16 protein-coding genes are annotated in these 18,099 nt (G+C 71.3%); 13 read left to right on the top strand and 3 right to left on the bottom strand.

From position 1 onward, the window contains the following. The gene (locus F9C12_RS18075) at positions 1–384 is read right to left on the bottom strand and encodes a hypothetical protein (protein ID WP_409466666.1); all 384 of its coding nucleotides are present in this window, start codon (positions 382–384) and stop codon (positions 1–3) included. A 106-nt stretch (positions 385–490) separates the two neighbouring features. On the opposite strand from F9C12_RS18075, the gene F9C12_RS18070 reads away from it, so the two are divergent. Next, positions 491–1,573, top strand: coding sequence for a potassium channel family protein (locus F9C12_RS18070; protein ID WP_409183139.1), 1,083 nt, complete (start codon positions 491–493; stop codon positions 1,571–1,573). 604 nt (positions 1,574–2,177) lie between these two features. Next, positions 2,178–2,648: a hypothetical protein gene (locus F9C12_RS18065; RefSeq protein WP_409466665.1), complete on the top strand. Its 471-nt coding sequence runs from the start codon at positions 2,178–2,180 to the stop codon at positions 2,646–2,648. 35 nt (positions 2,649–2,683) lie between these two features. Here F9C12_RS18065 and F9C12_RS18060 read toward each other — a convergent pair whose 3' ends face one another. Beyond that, a complete protein-coding gene (locus tag F9C12_RS18060) occupies positions 2,684–3,868 on the bottom strand; it encodes a neutral zinc metallopeptidase (RefSeq protein ID WP_409466664.1) in 1,185 nt (394 codons plus the stop codon). A gap of 198 nt (positions 3,869–4,066) precedes the next feature. Between F9C12_RS18060 and F9C12_RS18055 the strand changes: the two genes are divergently transcribed. Genes F9C12_RS18055 through F9C12_RS18035 form a run of 5 tightly spaced genes read left to right on the top strand, consistent with a single transcriptional unit; the run spans position 4,067 to position 9,568 of the window. Then, positions 4,067–5,560, top strand: coding sequence for a hypothetical protein (locus F9C12_RS18055; protein WP_409466663.1), 1,494 nt, complete (start codon positions 4,067–4,069; stop codon positions 5,558–5,560). Next, positions 5,554–6,189, top strand: a complete 636-nt coding sequence (locus F9C12_RS18050) for a DUF4129 domain-containing protein (protein ID WP_409183135.1) — start codon at positions 5,554–5,556, stop codon at positions 6,187–6,189. Before F9C12_RS18055 ends, F9C12_RS18050 begins: the two co-directional genes overlap by 7 nt. Beyond that, entirely contained in the window at positions 6,186–7,325 is a 1,140-nt protein-coding gene (locus F9C12_RS18045) for a DUF4350 domain-containing protein (protein ID WP_409466662.1), read from the top strand. Before F9C12_RS18050 ends, F9C12_RS18045 begins: the two co-directional genes overlap by 4 nt. Beyond that, positions 7,322–8,287 (top strand): AAA family ATPase, encoded by a 966-nt coding sequence (locus tag F9C12_RS18040; RefSeq protein WP_409183133.1) that lies wholly within the window; start codon positions 7,322–7,324, stop codon positions 8,285–8,287. The genes F9C12_RS18045 and F9C12_RS18040 overlap by 4 nt, the downstream gene beginning before the upstream one ends. Beyond that, positions 8,288–9,568, top strand: a complete 1,281-nt coding sequence (locus F9C12_RS18035) for a DUF58 domain-containing protein (protein ID WP_409183132.1) — start codon at positions 8,288–8,290, stop codon at positions 9,566–9,568. It abuts the gene before it with no gap. Positions 9,569–9,604: 36 nt separating this feature from the next. On the opposite strand, the gene F9C12_RS18030 is transcribed toward F9C12_RS18035, so the two are convergent. Beyond that, positions 9,605–10,609 (bottom strand): stage II sporulation protein M, encoded by a 1,005-nt coding sequence (locus F9C12_RS18030; protein WP_409466661.1) that lies wholly within the window; start codon positions 10,607–10,609, stop codon positions 9,605–9,607. A gap of 51 nt (positions 10,610–10,660) precedes the next feature. Here F9C12_RS18030 and F9C12_RS18025 point away from each other — a divergent pair, with 51 nt between their 5' ends. The 6 genes from F9C12_RS18025 to nudC are packed head-to-tail and all read left to right on the top strand — an operon-like array spanning position 10,661 to position 17,813. After that, positions 10,661–11,503: an RDD family protein gene (locus F9C12_RS18025; RefSeq protein ID WP_409466660.1), complete on the top strand. Its 843-nt coding sequence runs from the start codon at positions 10,661–10,663 to the stop codon at positions 11,501–11,503. Positions 11,504–11,507: 4 nt separating this feature from the next. Continuing rightward, the gene (locus tag F9C12_RS18020; protein ID WP_409466659.1) at positions 11,508–12,611 is read left to right on the top strand and encodes a hypothetical protein; all 1,104 of its coding nucleotides are present in this window, start codon (positions 11,508–11,510) and stop codon (positions 12,609–12,611) included. Then, positions 12,608–14,116: a DUF2207 family protein gene (locus tag F9C12_RS18015; RefSeq protein WP_409466658.1), complete on the top strand. Its 1,509-nt coding sequence runs from the start codon at positions 12,608–12,610 to the stop codon at positions 14,114–14,116. The genes F9C12_RS18020 and F9C12_RS18015 overlap by 4 nt, the downstream gene beginning before the upstream one ends. A 9-nt stretch (positions 14,117–14,125) precedes the next feature. Next, positions 14,126–15,418 carry a M16 family metallopeptidase gene (locus F9C12_RS18010; RefSeq protein ID WP_409466657.1) on the top strand — a complete coding sequence of 431 codons (1,293 nt, stop codon included), beginning with the start codon at positions 14,126–14,128 and terminating at the stop codon, positions 15,416–15,418. Further along, on the top strand, positions 15,415–16,806 hold the full coding sequence (locus tag F9C12_RS18005; RefSeq protein ID WP_409466656.1) for a M16 family metallopeptidase: 1,392 nt from the start codon (positions 15,415–15,417) through the stop codon (positions 16,804–16,806). Before F9C12_RS18010 ends, F9C12_RS18005 begins: the two co-directional genes overlap by 4 nt. Beyond that, positions 16,806–17,813, top strand: a complete 1,008-nt coding sequence (gene nudC, locus F9C12_RS18000; protein ID WP_409466655.1) for an NAD(+) diphosphatase — start codon at positions 16,806–16,808, stop codon at positions 17,811–17,813. The genes F9C12_RS18005 and nudC overlap by 1 nt, the downstream gene beginning before the upstream one ends. Positions 17,814–18,099: the final 286 nt, after the last annotated feature.

The raw sequence follows: 18,099 nt of genomic DNA, 5'->3' as shown, positions 1-18,099 counted from the left end.
CTAGGCCCGATCGCGCACGGTCAACGCCCAGCTCACCAACGGCCACTGCAACGGCAGCCGCAGCCACGCCACCGCGCGGTCCCGCGCCGGACGGCCGCGGCGCTGATAATCCAACGCCATTTTCACATTCCCCGGAAAGACCCCGACGAACAGCAGCGCCGCCGCCAGCCCGCCCAGCCGACGCGTGCGCGGCAAGGCGATCCCGGCGGCGACAGTCATCTCGGCGACGCCCGAGGCGTACGTCCAGGTGCGCCGGTCACCGGGCAATTCCTTCGGGACCAGCGCGTCGAACGGCTTGGGCCGGACGAAGTGCAAAGCGCCCGCCCCGGCGAGGAGGACGGCGAGAAAATGCGCCGGACGTTGCGACGCGCGAGGCTCGGACATGCGGCAAGCCTGCCACAGCAAGAACCTCGGGACGGATGTGCGGGTGCTCCGATTGGGTTATCCTCCCGGCTGTGAGTGACGCCGAACGCCCGCGGGGAGCCGGTGCATGAAGGCCTTGAAACGGCTGCCCCTGAACGTCCGGTTGAACGACCGGCCCGACCACGAGCTCGTCGGCGTGATCCGGATGCCGGAACTCACGGTCAGCCCGATGCGGTCGATCGTCAAGCGGATCATCGGCGCGCTGCTGGCCCTGCTCGCCACGGTGCTGATCGTCTACCTCGACCGGGACGGCTACCGCGACGCCAACGGCGACGGCCTCTCGCTGCTCGACTCGCTCTACTACGCGACGGTTTCCCTCTCGACCACCGGCTACGGCGACATCGCCCCGGCCACCGCGTCCGCACGGCTGGTGAACGTCATCGTGATCACGCCGCTGCGGGTGCTCTTCCTCATCGTCCTCGTCGGGACCACCCTGGAAGTGCTCACCGAGCGCTCCCGGCAGGCGTTCAAAATCCAGAAGTGGAGGACGAAGGTGCGTGACCACACCGTCGTCGTCGGTTTCGGCACGAAGGGCCGCTCGGCGGTCAACGCGCTGCTCGGCGACGAGGAGGTGCAGGCCAACCGCGTCGTGGTCGTCGACACCGACCAGCAGGCGCTGGACGCGGCGAGCGCGCTCGGCCTCGTCACCGTGCACGGATCGGCGACCCGGGCGGACGTCCTGCGCGTCGCCGGCGTGCAGCACGCGCGAGCGGTGGTGGTCGCGCCGAACCGCGACGACACCGCCGTGCTGGTCACCCTCACCGCGCGCGAGCTGGCCCCGAAGGCGCACATCGTGGCGTCGGTGCGCGAGGCGGAGAACGTGCACCTGCTGAAGCAGTCCGGGGCCAACCAGGTCGTGGTGTCGAGCGAGACCGCCGGGCGGCTGCTCGGGATGGCGACGTCCAGCCCGCTCGTGGTGGACATGGTCGAGGACTTGCTCACTCCGGAGTCCGGCCTGGCGATCGCCGAACGCGGCATCGAACCGAGCGAGGAAGGCGGCTCGCCCCGGCACCTGGGGGACATCGTGCTCGGCGTGGTGCGCGACGGGGTGCTCTACCGGGTGGACGCTCCGCAGGCGGACGCGCTGGAACCGGGGGACCGGCTGCTGTACGTCAAGAAGGTCACGCAGGTCGACCACATCGAACGCTGAGGTTTGCCGATTTCGCTTCCTCGGCATCGCGCGCCGGGACGACTCGCGCGCATCCGCTGACTCCGCACCCGCTGCTGAGCCGACGCCCATGCCGCATTGGGGTGCATCGCGAGCCCCGATGTGGCCTTGGGTGCGTCAGACGCACCCAAGGTGGAATGGGGAGTGGCGGTGCGGCGAGTGGAACCGGGGTCGGCCGGGTGGGCGGCGGATGCGGTCTGGGGCGGTGGCGGGTGCGGTGGCTCGGGTGGTGGGCACCGTGATGGATGCGGTCTCGAGCGGCGGCTGGGGCGGCGGCGGGTGAGGTGTATCGGGCCGTGGCGGGTGCCCTAGTGGGTGCGGTCTCGGGTGGTGGCGGGCGCTGTGGCGGATGCCGTCTCGGGTGGTGGCGGGGATGCGGCCTCGGGTGGCGGCGGGTGCTGTGGCGGATCCGGTTTTCGGGTGGCGGCCGGTGCCCTAGTGGGTGCGCTCTCGGGTGGTGGCGGGTTCCGTAGCGGATGCGGTCGCGGGTGGTGGCCGGTGCCGGAGCGGATGCGGGCTTGCCCGGGGTCCCCCGTGCGCGGGCACCTCACTGGGTTTTGCCCCCGGCATCTGGAAGCATGGCGTCGTGCAGGTTTCCGACCCCCCGCATAAGAGCCCCGTCAAGCGGGGGCTGCAGGTGGGCATCCCGGTCGCGGCCGGGGTGCTCGTCGTGGTCTTGGCGTGGCTCGCCGGCCCGGGGCTGCTCGGCATCCACCCGAAGTCGCCCGGCGCGCCGGTGGACGCCCAGATCACCAAGGCCGTCGACTGTTCCGTTCCCGGGGCGGCCGAAACGGTCTCGTTCAAGCTCGGCGGCAAACCGCGCCAGGGCGCCCTCGACAGCTGCGGGCACGGCAAGGACGAGCACCTCCAGGTGCTGGTCCCGGACGACGCCCCGGCGGACGGCGTCGTCTCGGTCACCATGCCGGACACCACCGCGGGCGCGCAGGACCTGCGCGCGCCGGTCGCGCTGGCGCTGCTGGTGTTCGCCTGCTTCTGCGGCGGGATGTACGCCTACCTGGTGATCCGCGGTCCGGGCAAGCTCGCGCTGCTCAGCTGACGCCGCGACCACTACGCCCGTAGTGCCGCAGGCGATCAGCTGACGTCCGAGGCGGACGCGGCGAAGGTGTTGCAGTCCGCGATCCGGTTGTCCTTCGCCCCGGCGCGCCACCACTGCGCGTAGTGCGCGTTGGTGCCGTGGTCGTGGCTGCGAGAAGTGTTGTCCCCGCGCGTTTCCTGGTCGTTCCAGGCCTTGTTGTACATGTCGCGGGTGATCGTGCCGCCGCGGTCGACGTGCGCGCCGAGGAACATCCCGGAGAAGCACTGCGCCTGGAGCTCTTTGCGGCGCGACATGTCCAGGCCCTCGGGGCTGTTCTGCCCGGCCGCGTAGATCTTCTGCCACGCCGCGTCCATGATGCCCGCGACTTCCTGCACGTGGTGGCCGTACTCGTGGGCGAACAACGCCAGGTAGACGCCGGGGTTGTTGCCGTACTGGTCGGTCTGCAGGCCCTTGAACGGGACGTACAGGTTGTTCTCGCAGTAGTACGCCGCGGTGGCGATGCCGACCTGGATGGTGCCGCATTCGGTGTCGAAGCTCGGTCCGGTCGGGAAGTGCAGCGCGGGCGGCGTGAACGGCAGGTGGTAGGACTCGAGGAACGGGCCCCACGCCGCGTCGAGGCATTTGCTCGCCGCGGTGAAGAACGCTTCCGCGCCGTCCTGCGTGCTCGTCCACGGCGGCAGGTTGCAGACGCGGTTCTGCAGGCCGGCGTTGGGGTCCTGCAGGATCGGGTGGTCGGCCAGCTTGAGGATCTTGTGCGGGCCCGCGCTGGTCGAGGTGCCCGGGCTGTCCGAGGGACTGGTGGGCGTGCTCGAAGCGGTGGAGGAACCGCTGGTGGGCGGCAGTTCGTAGGCGGACGTCGGCGAGGGCGGCGCGGCCTGGTAGCCGGCGTTGCTCGGCCCGGAACCGCGGTTGAGCGAAACGATCGCCACGACGCCCAGCGCCAGCACCGCGACCGCGCCCAGGCACAGCCCGACGATCAGCCCGGTCGGCTTGCGCGGCGGCACCGGATAGGACGGCGGCTGCTGCCACTGCGGACCCTGCGGCGGCGGACCCTGGTACGGCGGCTGCTGACCCTGATACGGCGCCTGTCCGGGCTGGGCCTGGTAGGAGCCTTGCGCCTGGCCCGGGTACTGGCCCGGCGGCACCGGTCCTTGGCTCGGCACCGGCGGCGGTTGAACGGTCCCGCGTGGCGGCACCTGGCCGTAGGGCGGTTGCGTCATCAGGGCAGTCCCGGTGGGTCTCGGCGCGGGCCGGGCGTTCCCCGGCTTGCCGTTCAGCATATCGGGGGACCCCCGGCCCTCCGCAGCACTTCGCCGGACTGGCTGCCCGCCCGGACGTCCCCCCAGGTCTGGCCGGGTGCGGACGGCTCTGGAAGAGTGACGGCAGCAACCGCAGGGCTGTGCAGACGAGGGGCTCCGATGACAAACGCACCCGGTGCGCCCGGGCAGGGGGACGACACGCCTACGCCGAGCCGGGGCTTCACCGGTCCCGACCCGGACGCATCCGCCGCCGCTCCGCCGAAGACCGGCGAAACGGACACCCCGTCCGGCACGAACGCCGGAAGTTCGCCGTCCGGCAGCGAAAACGCGGCTTCGGCCGGGGCTCATCCGCCCGCCGAGGCTGGGCAGGCCAGCGCGAATCCGTCGCCTGCCAGCGAAAACCCGGCTGGCGCGGCTTCGCCGCCGGGTGGGGAAGCTTCGGGGATTTCGTCGTCGGGCAGTGCGAATCCGGCTGGCGCGGCTTCGCCGCCGGGTGGGGAAGCGCCGGGAACGTCGTCTTCCGGCAGCACGAACCCCGCTGACGCGACACCGCAGCCGAGCGGCGAAACCCCAGCCGGAACCACTCCGGCGCAGCCGGGCGCGGCTTCTCCCGCCGGAGAAACCCCGCCGCCCAGCGTCTTCCCGCCGCCGGACGCGCCGCCGCCCTCAGCCGGTGGCCAGTGGCAATCCCCTGGCCAGCAACCGCTTCCGCAGTATCCCGGCCACGGCCGTCCCGCCCCGGGCTGGAGTCCGAACGGGCTGGGCAAACCGGGCGTGATCGCGTTGCGCCCGTTGAACCTCGGCGACATCCTCGACGGCGCGATCACCGCGATCCGCCGGTATCCGCTGCTGATCCTCGGGGTGTCCGCGGTCGTCGCGGTGATCTCGGCCGGGCTGAACCTCGTCGCGACGCTGTGGCTGCTGCCCGATTTCAACCGAGTCACCCAGCTCGGCCCGGCCGCGACGCCGCAGCAGCAGCTCGACGCGGCGTACAGCCTGCTGGGCTCCGCGCTCACCGCGCTGGTGCCGACGCTCGTGATCTCCATGCTGGCGCAGACTTTCCTCACCGGCTTCCTCACCGTGGTGATGGGCAAGGCGGTGCTCGGCCGTCCGGTCGACTTCGGTTCGGCGATGCGTGAAGCCGCGCCGCGGCTGCTGCCGCTGCTGGCGGTCACCGTGCTGTACACGCTGGCCACGATGGTCGCCGCGGCCTTCTGCCTGCTGCCCGCCGTGGTGCCGTACGTGTTCTGGTCGCTCGCCGGTCCCGCGCTGGTGCTGGAACGCGGCACCATCGGGCAGGCGTTCACGCGGTCGCGCCAGCTCGTCTCGGGCATGTTCTGGCGGGTGTTCGGGGTGCTGCTGCTGGCCGCCGTGATCGGCTGGCTGATCTCGGCGATCATCGGCGTTCCGTTCAGCCTCGGCTCGGGCGGGTTCACCGCCATCTTCGACCCGCAGGCGGGGAACCTGCCGGAGGTGACGACCGGCGGTCTGGTGCTGCAGTCGGTGGGCAAGGTGATCGCGGAGACGATCGTCATGCCGTTCACCGCGCTGGTCACCGTGGTGCTCTACATCGACCAGCGGATGCGCCGCGAGGGCATGGACATCGAGCTGGCCAGGGCGGCGGGCATCCAGCCGCCGCGGCAGGCGTGGTGATCGGTTTTCCCGCCGACGTCCCGGTCGACATCGACCGGGACCCGGCCCGGCTGCGGGCGGTCCAGGAACTGACCGACCCGAATTACGCCGCCGCGCGGCCAGGTCTGCTCGAACAGTTCTGGCAGTGGCTCGGGCAGCGGATTTCCGAGCTGTTCAACGCGTTGTCCGACGTGCCCGGCGGCCCGTTCGGCCTGCTGCTGGTGCTGGGCTTGCTGATCGTGCTGATCGTGGTCGTGCGGCTGCGGGTGGGCAAGGTCGGCCGGTCGGCGAAGACGTCCGGCGAGGTGTTCGGCGGACGGCGGCAGACCGCGGACGAATACCGGAAAGCCGCCGAGGAAGCCGCCGCGCGCGGCGAGTTCGCGGACGCGGTGCGGGACCGGTTCCGCGCGCTGGTGCGGGGGATGGAAGAGCGCGCGCTCCTCGACGTCCGCTCCGGCCGGACCGCGGACGAGGCCATCGCCGAAGCCGGAAGGTTCCTGCCGGAGCTGGCGGTTGAACTGACCGCCGCCGCGCGGCAGTTCGACGACGTGCACTACGGCGGACGGCCGGGCACCGAAGCCGGATACCGCGCCTTGTCCGAAGTGGACGAACGCGTCCAGCGCGCGCGACCGGTTTTGGCGGACGCATGAGCACGGCTGTTTCGCCGGATCTGCGCCGAATCTGGCGTGGCACCCGGGTTCCGCTGGCGCTGCTCCTGCTGATCGTGCTCATCGCGCTGGCGATCGTGCTCAGCCGCGGCGACCAGACGAGCGGCGAATTCGACCCCGGTTCCTATGAGCCGCGCGGCAGCCACGCTCTCGCGCATTTGCTGGAGCAGGAAGGCGTTCAGGTCCGCGCGGTGCGTTCGCTCGCCGAGGCCCGCGAGGCCGCCGACAGCGGAACCCTGCTGGTGACCAACCCGCAGCTGGTGCCGAAGGACGGGTTCGCCGAGCTGCGCCGCCGGGTCGCGCACCTGGTGCTCGTCGCGCCCGGATCGAAAGCGTTGGGCATGACCGCGCCGACGGTTTCCCCGGTCGGGGCGGGAGAAGTGCGTACGCTGCAACCGGATTGCACGGTCGGCGCGGCGGTCAGCGCGGGTTCGGTCACGCTCGGCGGCCGCCATTACCGCACGGACGACAAGACGGCGCGGGCTTGCTACCGCGACGGCGGCGAGCCGACTTTCGTGCAGCTGGCGGACCGGACCGGCACGGTGAGCGTGCTCGGCTCGGCGGACGCGTTCACCAACGACCAAATCGCCAAGGACGGCAACGCGGCGTTCGGCATGCGGTTGCTGGGCGATCACCGGAAGCTGGTCTGGTACGTACCGTCCACAGCGGACCCCGCGCTGGACGACGAGAAGAAACCGTTTGTCGACCTGATTCCGCCCGGCTGGCGGTACGGCGCGCTGACCGCGGGAATCGCGATCGTCCTTTTCGCACTGTGGCGGGCGCGGCGGCTCGGGCCGGTGGTGCGCGAACCGCTGCCGGTGGTCGTGCGGTCGGCGGAAACGGCGGAGGGCCGGGCCCGGCTGTACCGGCGGGGCGGAGCGACCGGGCACGCGGCGGAAACCTTGCGCGAGGCGGCCCGGACGCGGCTGCGGAAGAGACTGGGATTGCCGCGCGACGCCGGCCCGCCCGCGATGGTGGAGACGGTGAGCGCGCGGACCGGCCGGGCGCCGAACGAGGTCGGGGCGGTGCTGTACGGCCCGTCGCCGTCCGACGAGGCGGCGCTGGTGCGGCTGGCGGACGAACTTGACGCGGTGGAACGAGAGGTGGAGCGTTCTTGAGTACCGAACAGAAGCAGGACGCGCGGGCGGCCCTGATCGCGTTGCGCGCCGAGGTCGGGAAGGCCGTGGTCGGCAACGACGCGGCCGTCACCGGGCTCATCCTCGCGCTGCTCTGCCGGGGGCACGTGCTGCTGGAAGGCGTGCCAGGGGTCGCGAAAACGCTGCTGGTGCGGGCGTTGGCCGCGTCGCTGGAGTTGAAGACGACGCGCGTGCAGTTCACGCCGGACCTGATGCCGGGCGACGTCACCGGGTCCATTGTGTACGACGCGCACAGCGGCGAGTTCTCCTTCCGCGAGGGCCCGGTGTTCACGAATCTGCTGCTGGCCGACGAAATCAACCGGACGCCGCCGAAGACGCAGTCGTCGCTGCTGGAGGCGATGGAGGAGCGGCAGGTGTCGATCGACGGCGTCTCGCGGCCGCTGCCGGATCCGTTCGTGGTGATCGCGACGCAGAACCCGGTCGAGTACGAGGGCACTTACCCGTTGCCCGAGGCGCAGCTGGACCGGTTCCTGTTGAAGCTGACCATGCCGGCTCCCTCGCGGGAGGACGAGATCGGCATTCTTTGGCGGCACGCCCAGGGTTTCGATCCGCGGAATCTCGCCGCCGCGGGCGTCCGTCCGGTGGCTGGCGCGGCGGAACTCGCGGCCGCGCGGGAGGCGGTCGCGAAGGTGACCGTCGGACCGGAAGTGATCGGCTACGTCGTCGACCTCTGCCGCGCGACGCGGGAACTCCCGGCGGTGCGGATCGGCGTTTCTCCTCGTGGCGCAACGGCTTTGCTCGCCGTGACGCGCGCGTGGGCCTGGCTGTCCGGCCGGGATTACGCGACGCCGGACGACGTCAAGGCGCTGGCCCGTCCGGCGCTCCGGCACCGGCTCGACGTGCGGCCCGAAGCCGAACTCGAAGGCGTGACCGCGGACGGTGTCCTCGACCGGGTGCTGGCCTCCGTGCCGGTGCCGCGCTAAATGGCCGTCACCGGGCGGCTCGGGCTGCTGGCGCTCCTGGGGGCGCTGGTGGTCGGGCTGCTGTTCCCGTCCGGCACCGGCGTCGCGGTGGTGGGCGCGGTGCTGCTGGTGCTGGTCGTCGTGGATCTCGTCTTGGCCGGGAGCGTGCGGGCGCTGCGGTTTTCGCGCAGCGGCACCACTTCCGTCCGGCTGGGGGAGCCCGCCGAGGTCACGTTAACCGTCACGAACCCCGGCGGGCGCACCGTCCGCGGCTCGCTGCGGGATGCCTGGCCGCCGAGCGCCGGTGCGGACGACCGGCACGCGCTGGTGGTTCCTGCTGGCGAACGGCGTGCGCTGACGACGGCGCTGCTCCCGACCCGCCGAGGCGACCGTGTCGCGGCCCGGGTGACCGTGCGCGCGGTGGGCCCGCTGGGATTGGCCGCGCGGCAGGGTTCGCACGAGGTGCCGTGGACGGTCCGGGTGCTGCCGCCGTTCCACAGCCGCAAGCATCTGCCGTCGCGGCTGGCGCGGTTGCAGCAGCTGGACGGCCGCAACGCGGTGCTGATTCGGGGCCAGGGAACGGAATTCGACTCCCTGCGCGAGTACGTGATCGGCGACGACGTCCGGTCGATCGACTGGCGCGCGACGGCCCGCGCGTCCGACGTGATGGTGCGGACGTGGCGTCCGGAACGCGACCGGCAGCTGGTTTTGGTGCTGGACACCGGCCGCGTCTCGGCGGGCCGAGTCGGCGACGCACCCCGGTTGGACGCGGCGATGGACGCGGCGCTTCTGTTGGCCGCACTGGCCTCCCGGGCGGGGGACCGGGTCGATCTGGTCGCTTACGACCGCCGGGTGCGGGCGTCGGTGCCGAATGCTTCGACGCCGTCCTTGGTGAACGCCTTGGCCACGATCGAACCGTCGCTGGTGGAGACCGACGCCCGGGGCATGGTGGCGGAAGTCCTGCGCCGAACGCGGCGGCGGGCTTTGGTGGTGCTGCTGACCGGGCTGGAACCGGCCCCGTTGCAGGAGGGGTTGTTCCCGGTGCTGGGATCGTTGACCGCTCGGCACGAGGTGCTGGTGGCTTCGGTGGCGGACCCGCGGGTCGCGGAGATGGCAGCTTCGCGCGGATCGGCGGAGGCGGTTTACGACGCTGCCGCGGCGGAACGGGCGCTGGCGGATAGGGAGTCTTCAGTGGCTTGGCTGACCCGGCATGGAGTGGGGGTGGTGGACGCGGTGCCGGAGGAGTTGCCGCCCGCGCTGGCCGACCGCTACCTCGCCCTGAAAGCCGCGGGCCGGTTGTAGGTCCGTGAGGGGAATCTGAGCCCCGCCGGGTTCCTTCTACCCCGCCTCCGGAAGGGCGTCTCCGGCGGCCCGCCGGTCCACATCCCCGGTTTCGCCGTCCAGTGCGGCCCGCCTTCCCAGCGTGAACACGTACGTCAGGAACAGCAGCTCCACCACCGCCCCGATGCCGATCCTCAGCCACGTCGGCCAGCCCGACGGCGTCACGAAGGCCTCGATCACCCCCGACACCAGCAGCACGCACGCCAGCCCCAGCGCCATCACCACCACTGACCGGCCCTGTTCGGCCAGCGCCGCGCTGCGCGAGCGGCGGCCCGGGTCCACCACCGTCCAGCCGAGTTTCAACCCCGTGCCCGCCGCGATGAAGACCGCGGTCAGTTCCAGCAGGCCGTGGGGCAGGAGCAGGCCCAGCAGCACGTCGCCGCGGCCGGCTGAGGACATCAGGCCGATCGCGACTCCGGCGTTCAGCGAGTTCATCCACAGCGCGGCGATCACCGGCAAGCCCAGCGCGACGCCCAGGAACAGGCACGTCGCCGCGACCCAGGCGTTGTTCGTCCACACCTTCGCCGCGAACGACGCCGCTGGGCCGTCCGAGTAGTACGTCTCGTATTGGCCGCCCGGCGCGGTCATCGCCTTCACCTCGTCCGGCGACACCAGCGACGCGCGCACCTGCGGGTCGCCCGCGATCCACACGCCCAGCACCGCCATCACCGCGACCGACAGCAGCGCCGCCGGGATCCACCAGCGGCGGCTCAGGTACACCGCGGCCGGGAAGCGGCGGGTGAAGAACAGAGCCACCTCGCGCCAGGCCGGGCTGTGCGAACCGGCGACCGCCGAGCGACCGCGCGCGACCAGCGCCGACAGCCTGGCCAGCAAGGCCGGGTCGGGCGCGGTCGAGCGGATCATCGACAGGTGCGTCGCCGTTCGCTGGTACAACGTGACCAGCTCGTCCGCCTCCGGACCGGTCAACCTGCGCCGTCCGGCGAGCTCGCCGAGCCGGTTCCACTCCGCGCTGTGCGCCGCGACGAACACGTCGACGTCCACCGGCCACCTCCTCCACCGCAAGGATAGAGGCAGGCGCTCTACGCTGGCCTCGTGCAGGAAGAGTCCGATCTCGTCACCGGTGAGGCCGTCGTCCTCGACCTGCGGGTGGCGAAGCTCGCCAGCCGCGCGGTCGCGATGCTGCTCGACGTCCTCGTCCAGGCCGCGTTGCTGCTGCTCGTGCTCGTCGCGCTGACGCTGACCGCGGGGTCGTTCGACTCGGCGCTCACCGTCGCGCTGATGCTGACCGTGTTCGTGCTGGTCGTGATCGGCTACCCGGTGCTGTTCGAAACGCTCAGCCGCGGCCGTTCGCTCGGCAAACTCGCGCTCGGCCTGCGAGTGGTGCGCCTCGACGGCGGCCCGATCAGCTTCCGGCACGCGCTGACCCGCGCGCTCGCCGGCTTCTTCGTCGACTTCTGGGCGCTCGGCTTCCTCGGCGCGGTGGCCGTCATCGTGTCGCTGTCGTCGTCGAACGGCCGCCGCGTCGGCGACTATCTCGCGGGCACCCTGGTGATCCGCGAACGCGTGCCGCAGTCCGCGCAGGCCATTCTCGTGGTGCCGCCCGGCCTCGAAGCGTGGGCCGCGCACTTCGATCTCAGCGGCCTCACCGACAACCTCGCCATGGCCGCCCGCCAGTACCTCGGCCGCTACCACGATCTGCGCCCGGAAGCGGCCGCGTCGCTCGGCTTCAGCCTGGCACAGCAGATTTCGGCGGCGATCGGGGTGTCGCTGCCGCACGGGATGCCGCCGTGGGTCTTCCTCACCGCGGTGCTGGCCGAACGCCGCAACCGCGACCACGCCCGGATCGCGCCGCCGCAGTACGGTTCCTACGCGCCGCCGCCGATTCCGCCTCCGGCACCGCCGAAGTCCGACAATCCGTTCACCCCGCCGAGCTGAGGACATGCTCGCCGACGACGTCACCGTCACCACCGCGCAGGACGGTCAGCTGACGGTCATCGAGCGCATCGTCACCGACGCACCAGCCAGGCACCGCATCGCCGAGCGGGTACCGGTGAGCGACGACGAGGACCGGCTTTATTCGATCACTGATCTCCAGATCTCCGGCGCTGCTACCGCCGACGGAACGACGGTCACGGTCACCGGGCCAGCCACTGTCACGTACACAGTGGACGGTGCGGTCGCGGCTGGGCAGGTTCGGGTTCAGCTCACCGGAGGCTGGGATCGTTCGGTCGACCGCGTCACCGCCACCTTCAGCGCGCCGGGCGTGTCCACAGCGGACTGTTACGCCGGTCGGCCGGGGTCGTCTCGGCAGTGCACGTTTTCCGAACTCCGCCGCGGCGGAGTGCATGCCGAGCAGAACGTTCTGCGCCAAGGGGATCGGATCGAGCTGGCCGTCCAAACCGGACCGTTGCCGGAGAACGCCCGGTTTGTCCCCACTGGACCGTTGGCCGCCTTCGCGCCGGGATTCCCGACTGTCCTCGGTGGTCTCGCGTTAGTGCTTTACCTGCTCATCGGCGCCGGTGTGCTGCGTCGCCGCACCAGGCCGCGTGGGGAACTCGACCTCACCGGCACGGTCCTCGATCTCGTCGCCCGCGGGCATCTGCGCATCGCCGACGGTCAGGTCAGCCACGGCGAAGCCGATCCGCTCACGCCGTTCGAACTAGCGGTCAAGACGGCCTTCCCGCCGGGTCCGCTCTCTGCCGCACGGCCGGATCAGGCGGCACTGCGCGCCCTTCTCGACGCCGAAGCGCATCGCCATGGCTGGCTGTCCGCGAGGCAACCGCACGTCCGCCTAGCCGGGCTCCTCCTGGCCGCTGCGGGCATCGTGACGACCGTCGTCCTCGCCCTCACCGTCGGCGAGGCGCTGATCGGCGTCGCGCTGCTGATCGCCGGAATCGCCACCTTCCTAGCCGCTCCGCTGGTTCAACCCCGCCGCGGCCGCGCGCTGGGCACTCCGGCGGGGCGGGCCCAATCTCCATTGGCGGCAGAGATCGACGCGATCCAAGCACTGGCCGAACGACGCTCGGCGGTGTCCGCGCAATGAAACTCGCCGCTCTGCTGCTGATCCCGCTGCTCGCCACGGCGCAAGACCCGCCGTCGCTGCCCGGCCTGCCGCAGAGTGTCGAAGTGGCGCTGAAGGTCCAGCACGACGGCAGCCTGTCCGTCACCGAAGCGGTCTCCGTACCGCGCGACACCTCGATGACCCGCACTATTCCGTTGCGCGCCAACGGTCGCGTCCTCGGCATCCGCGACCTCAGCATCGAGGGTGCGGGCAACGCCGAATCCGGCACCGACCAGGTGACCTTCTACCTGCGCGGCGGAACGTCCGTGCTCCGGTACACAGTGGACGGTGCGGTCGGCACGAGCCTCGGCGTCGAGCACGTGACCTGGGACGTCGCCAGCGGCTGGGACACCCGCCTCGAACTGGTCCGCGCGACCTTCGCCGCGCCCGCCATCCCGGACGCGCTCAGCTGCCTCGCCGGACCGCCCGGCTCGACGACCCGCTGCGGTGCCGCGCAGATCGACCACTCCGGCCTCACCCGCGTCTCAGTGCCGAACCTCCAGCCCGGCTCGCGCGTACAGCTGACCGCCGAGCTCCCCGGCGGCACTGTCGCCGCGACCGAGCGGCTCGTCCCCGACGGCCCCTTCGCCGCGAGCGCGCCAGTGTGGTGGGCCTGGCTGGCCTTCGCCGTGCTGTCGATCGCCGGTGCCGTCACAGTGTTCGTACGCCGCCGACGAGACCGACAGCCCGGTCGCGCCACCCCCGTACAGCTCCTCGACCACGGCCGCTTCTCTTCTCCGGACGGCGTGCTCCCTGGACACGTAGGACTGCTTCTCACCGGACGCGTCAGCTCCGTCGATCTAGCCGCGACAGTGCTCGACTTATGCGTCCGTAACTATCTATGGGTCAGCGAAGACGGCCCGCGCAACTGGACCCTCGTACGCCGCAACCCACCCGACGAACACCTAACCGCCTTCGAACGCGCGGTGTACGAAGCCGCTGTGCCCGGCGAAGCCGCGACGCTCGCCGAAGTGCGCGAAGCAGGCGTACGCGAACTGGTCGCGGACACGGTCCGTCGCGGCTGGCGCTCTCCGAAGCGGCTGTCGAAGATCGGCCCGCGGCTATGTGGGTACGGCGTCTTCCTCACTGTCCTACTGGCCTTCACCGTCGGTTACGCACAACTCGGGTTGGTGCTTCTCGCCACCGGCCTCGCGGTGACCGCCGCAGCGCACCTGCTGCCGGAGCGGACGAAGGCCGGACTAGACCTCCGAGACCGCCTTCTCGGCCTCAACGCACAGCTGCTCGCCATGGAAGCGCCGGACGACGAACTGCTCGCCTCTCGCGCGCTCCCGTACGCGTACGCGCTGGGGGAAGCGGACGCTTGGCTAGTTAACGCTTGTTCGCTCACGGCGTACTGGTACGGCACGTCCGGCGAGGACGTTGTGCCGTTGGTGCGGACCAGGGGATTCGCGGCCGCACTGACCGTCGCGTTCGAGGGCGCGAGGCACCTCCGACCGGACGAGCCGAAGACGCCCGCGCCTGCGTAGGGTGGAGGCATGGCCGATCCCGAGCTCTTCCGTTTCACGATCGACAACGGTCTGCGCGTGGTGCTCGCTCCTGACCCGACCGCGCCGGTGGTCGGGGTCAGCGTGCACTACGACGTGGGCTTCCGTTCCGAGCCGGAGGGGTTGACCGGTTTCGCGCACCTCTTCGAGCACCTGATGTTCCAGGGCAGCGAAAGCCTGGAGAAACTGGCGCACTTCCGGCACGTGCAGTCCAGCGGCGGCACCTTCAACGGTTCCACGCACCCGGACTACACCGACTACTACGAGGTGCTGCCCGCCGCGGCGCTGGAACGCGCGCTGTTCCTCGAGGCCGACCGGATGCGCGCGCCGAAGCTGACCGCGGAGAACCTGGCGAACCAGATCGAGGTCGTCAAGGAGGAAATCCGGCTGAACGTGCGCAACCGGCCGTACGGCGGATTCCCGTGGATCCTGCTGCCGCCGGTGCTGTACTCCACTTTCGCCAACGCGCACGACGGTTACGGCGCCTTCGAAGACCTCGAGGGCGCGACGCTGGACGACTGCGCCGCCTTCTTCGACACCTTCTACTCGCCGGCCAACGCGGTGCTGACCGTCGCGGGCGACTTCGAGGTCGAGGAGGCGAAGGCGCTCGTCGAGAAGCACTTCGGCGACGTCCCGCACCGGCCGGCTCCGGTGCGCCCGTCGTTCTCCGAGCCGCTGCCCACCACGCAGCTGAACGGCGAGCACACCGACCCGCACGCGCCGCTGCCCGCGCTGGCCGTCGGCTACCGGATGCCGGACCCGATCAACGACCTCGACGGCTACCTCGCCTACCTGGTGCTGGCCGGCGTGCTCACCGACGGTGACGGGTCGCGGCTGCAGCAGCGGCTGGTGCACGTAGAACCGCTGGTGGTCGACGTCGGCGCGGGCGCCGGGCTGTTCGGCCCGTTCGAGGCGCGCGATCCGGACACCTTCACCATCACCGCGATCCACCCGCCGGACGTGCCGCGCGAGCGCGTGCTGGCCGCGCTGGACGAGGAGCTGGAGAAGCTCGCGTCCACGCCGCCGGACGAACAGGAACTGAAGAAGGTCACCGCGCGCTGGGCGGCGAGCCTGCACGCGGAGCACGACCGGCTCGTGTCGCGCACGCTGGCGCTCGGCGCGTTCGAACTGCTCTACGGCGACGCGTCGCTGGTCTACCAGCTCGCCGACCGGCTGTCCGCGGTCTCCGGCGAGGCCGTGTCCGCGGCGGCGAAGGCGCTGCGCCCGGACGCGCGCGCCGTGCTCGTCGTGAAGCCCGCAAGCACCGAAGGGACGGAACAGTGACCTCGGCTGAACAGGTCAAAGCCGCACACCGCAGCGCCGAGGAGATCGGCCGCACCGCCGCCGGACCGCGTCCGCTGCCCCCGCTCGGGCGCCAGCGCGCCGCCGCCGATCTGTCCCATGTGGACACCGTGCTCTCCAACGGGCTGCGCGTGCTCGCGGTGCGCAAGGCGAGCGTCCCGATGGTCGAACTGCGGCTGTGGATCCCGTTCGCGGGCGAGGACCGGATGCACGCGGCCACCGCGGAGGTGCTCGCGGAAACCGTGCTCACCGGCACCGCGCGGCGCGACCGGGTGGAAATCGACGCCGAGGTCGCGCTGATCGGCGGCGACCTCAACGCGGGCGTCGACCCGGAGCGGCTGTACTTCGGCGGCACCGCGCTGTCCGACGGTCTGCCGACGCTGCTGGACGTGCTCGGCGACGTGCTCACCGGCGCCACGTACGGAGACGCGGAGGTGGCGCGCGAGCGGGAACGGCTGATCGAGCGCATCGCGGTGTCGCGCACGCAGCCGCGCACCATCGCGCGCGAAGCCCTGCAGAAGCACCGGTACGGCGATCACCCGGCGACCCGCGAGGTTCCGCAGGCGGAGGACGTCGCCGAGGTGACCGCCGAGCAGGTGCGCGCGCTGCACACCGCCTCGGTGCTGCCGCGCGGTGCGGTGCTCGTGCTGGTCGGAGACCTTGACCCGCAAGAGGTTCCGGCCGAGCTGGAGCGCGCGCTCGGCGGCTGGAAGTCGGACCGTTCGGCCGTCGTGCTGCCGCCGCTGCCCACGCTGACCGGCGGCAACGTCCTGCTGGTTCCGCGTGCCGGTGCGGTGCAGTCGCAGATCCGGCTGTCCGCGCAGACGGTGCCGCGCGTCGACCCGCGGTACCCGGCGCTGCAGCTGGCGAACCTGGCCTTCGGCGGGTACTTCTCCTCGCGGCTGGTGGAAAACATCCGCGAGGACAAGGGATACACCTACGGCGCGCACTCGGGATTCGAGTTCACCGGCGACACGGCAGTGGTCAATGTGGACGCGGACACCGCCAACGAGGTCACCGCGGCGGCGTACCTGGAAACCCGGTACGAGCTGTTCCGGCTGGGCACCGTGCCGCCGACCGCCGAAGAGGTGGAATCGGTGCGGCAGTACGCGATGGGCTCGCTCGTCACCGGCACGTCGTCGCAGGGCGGGCTCGCCGGGCAGCTGATGGCGCTGGCGTCGAACGGCCTCGGCATCGAGTGGCTGCAGAGCCACCCGGAGCGGCTCGCGGCGGTCACCTCGGAGCAGGTCGCCGAAGCCGCGGCGGAGTTCTTCGCGCCGGGCCGGTTCACCGGGGTCGTGGTCGGCGATGCGGACCTGCTCGCGCCGAAGCTGGCCGCGCTGGGAGTTTCGGCAAGCGAGAAGGACTGATGAGCGTTCCGTTCGAACTAGGGGCCCTGCCGACGCTGTCCCGTTCCACAGTGGACCGGCAGGAAACCTTGCGCACCAACCCGGAGCGGCTCGCCGCGAAGTGGTCGGAAGCCCGCGTGGTGCTGCTCGACGACACCGGCCGCACGCCGGTCGTCGAGGGCAGCTGTTCGCTGGCCACCCGCAAGGCGATGGACTTCGGCACCGAACCGCCCGCCGACGCGGTGTTCCTCGGCGAGTGGGAAGACATCGATTACTGGTCGCTGCCCGGCAGTATCGAGGGCGACGTCGACACCGTGCGGCTGGCTGGCAGCTGGGGCGTGATCGAGGAGGTCCCGCGCGCCAACGGCGAGCTGTGGGTCGAGCTGCGAGGCTACGGCGAGCAGCTGGACGACACGTCGGCCGGGCTGTTCACCACCGCACAGGCACTGCGGAACTGGCGGCGGCAATCGCGGTTCTGCAGCCGCGACGGTTCGCCGACGCAGCTGATCCAGTTCGGCTGGGCCAGCCGCTGCGAAGCCAAGGGCCACGAGGAATACCCGCGCACCGACCCGGCGGTGATCTGCCTGGTGCACGACCTCGACGGCGTCAACGGTTCGCACGTGCTGCTCGCGCGGCAGCCGATCTGGCCGCCGGACCGGTACTCGGTGCTCGCCGGATTCGTGGAGGCGGGGGAGTCCCTGGAGGGCTGCGTCGTCCGCGAAATCCGCGAGGAGGCCGGGATCGAGGTGCGGGACGTGCGCTACCTCGGCAGTCAGCCGTGGCCGTTCCCGCGCTCGATCATGCTGGGCTTCACCGCGCGCGCGGACCGCGACGCGCCGCTGATCCCGGCGGAGGGCGAGATCGAGGAAGCGCTGTGGGTGTCCCGGGAGGACGTTCGGGCGGCGTTCCGCAACGCGGGGACTGGGGTGCCGACGCCGATCGCGGGTGGTGCGTCGAATCTGTTGTTGCCGGGGAATTCGTCGATCGCCCGTGTGATGTTGAAGGCGTGGGCGGAAGCCGAGGAGTAACTCTTTCGGCGATGTGTGCCTCTGGGCCTCGTGAGCGGCGACGCCGGTGAGAACCGGCCTAGCCACTCACGAGGCCCTGTTGCGTCTCAGCCTCCCCGCCCCGGACCACGCCTGGTCCGCGGTCCGCCTCGGCCAACCCTGCGCGTTCGCCCGGTCACCCTGCGCCTAGCGCGGACATCTCGCGGTATCAAGCCGTTACCCCGCTGTTTCCCGAGCCCATTGACGTCCTGTGGCCGCGCTCACTACAGTCCCGGAAAACCGTCTGTAAAGTTTCCTAATAAAGGAG

Origin of the sequence: Amycolatopsis sp. GA6-003 (assembly GCF_046267895.1) — a bacterium.
Taxonomy (GTDB): domain Bacteria; phylum Actinomycetota; class Actinomycetes; order Mycobacteriales; family Pseudonocardiaceae; genus Amycolatopsis.
The sequence above is the reverse complement of the archived record's forward strand: the minus strand, read 5'-3'. Positions and strand labels throughout refer to the sequence as shown.

Coding starts and splice junctions, on each gene's coding strand:
- F9C12_RS18055 (WP_409466663.1), top strand. CDS start 4,067: ATGACAAACGCACCCGGTGCGCCCGGGCAGGGGGACGACACGCCTACG.
- F9C12_RS18010 (WP_409466657.1), top strand. CDS start 14,126: ATGGCCGATCCCGAGCTCTTCCGTTTCACGATCGACAACGGTCTGCGC.
- nudC (WP_409466655.1), top strand. CDS start 16,806: ATGAGCGTTCCGTTCGAACTAGGGGCCCTGCCGACGCTGTCCCGTTCC.
- F9C12_RS18020 (WP_409466659.1), top strand. CDS start 11,508: ATGCTCGCCGACGACGTCACCGTCACCACCGCGCAGGACGGTCAGCTG.
- F9C12_RS18045 (WP_409466662.1), top strand. CDS start 6,186: ATGAGCACGGCTGTTTCGCCGGATCTGCGCCGAATCTGGCGTGGCACC.
- F9C12_RS18060 (WP_409466664.1), bottom strand. CDS start 3,868: ATGACGCAACCGCCCTACGGCCAGGTGCCGCCACGCGGGACCGTTCAA.
- F9C12_RS18035 (WP_409183132.1), top strand. CDS start 8,288: ATGGCCGTCACCGGGCGGCTCGGGCTGCTGGCGCTCCTGGGGGCGCTG.
- F9C12_RS18015 (WP_409466658.1), top strand. CDS start 12,608: ATGAAACTCGCCGCTCTGCTGCTGATCCCGCTGCTCGCCACGGCGCAA.
- F9C12_RS18070 (WP_409183139.1), top strand. CDS start 491: ATGAAGGCCTTGAAACGGCTGCCCCTGAACGTCCGGTTGAACGACCGG.
- F9C12_RS18075 (WP_409466666.1), bottom strand. CDS start 384: ATGTCCGAGCCTCGCGCGTCGCAACGTCCGGCGCATTTTCTCGCCGTC.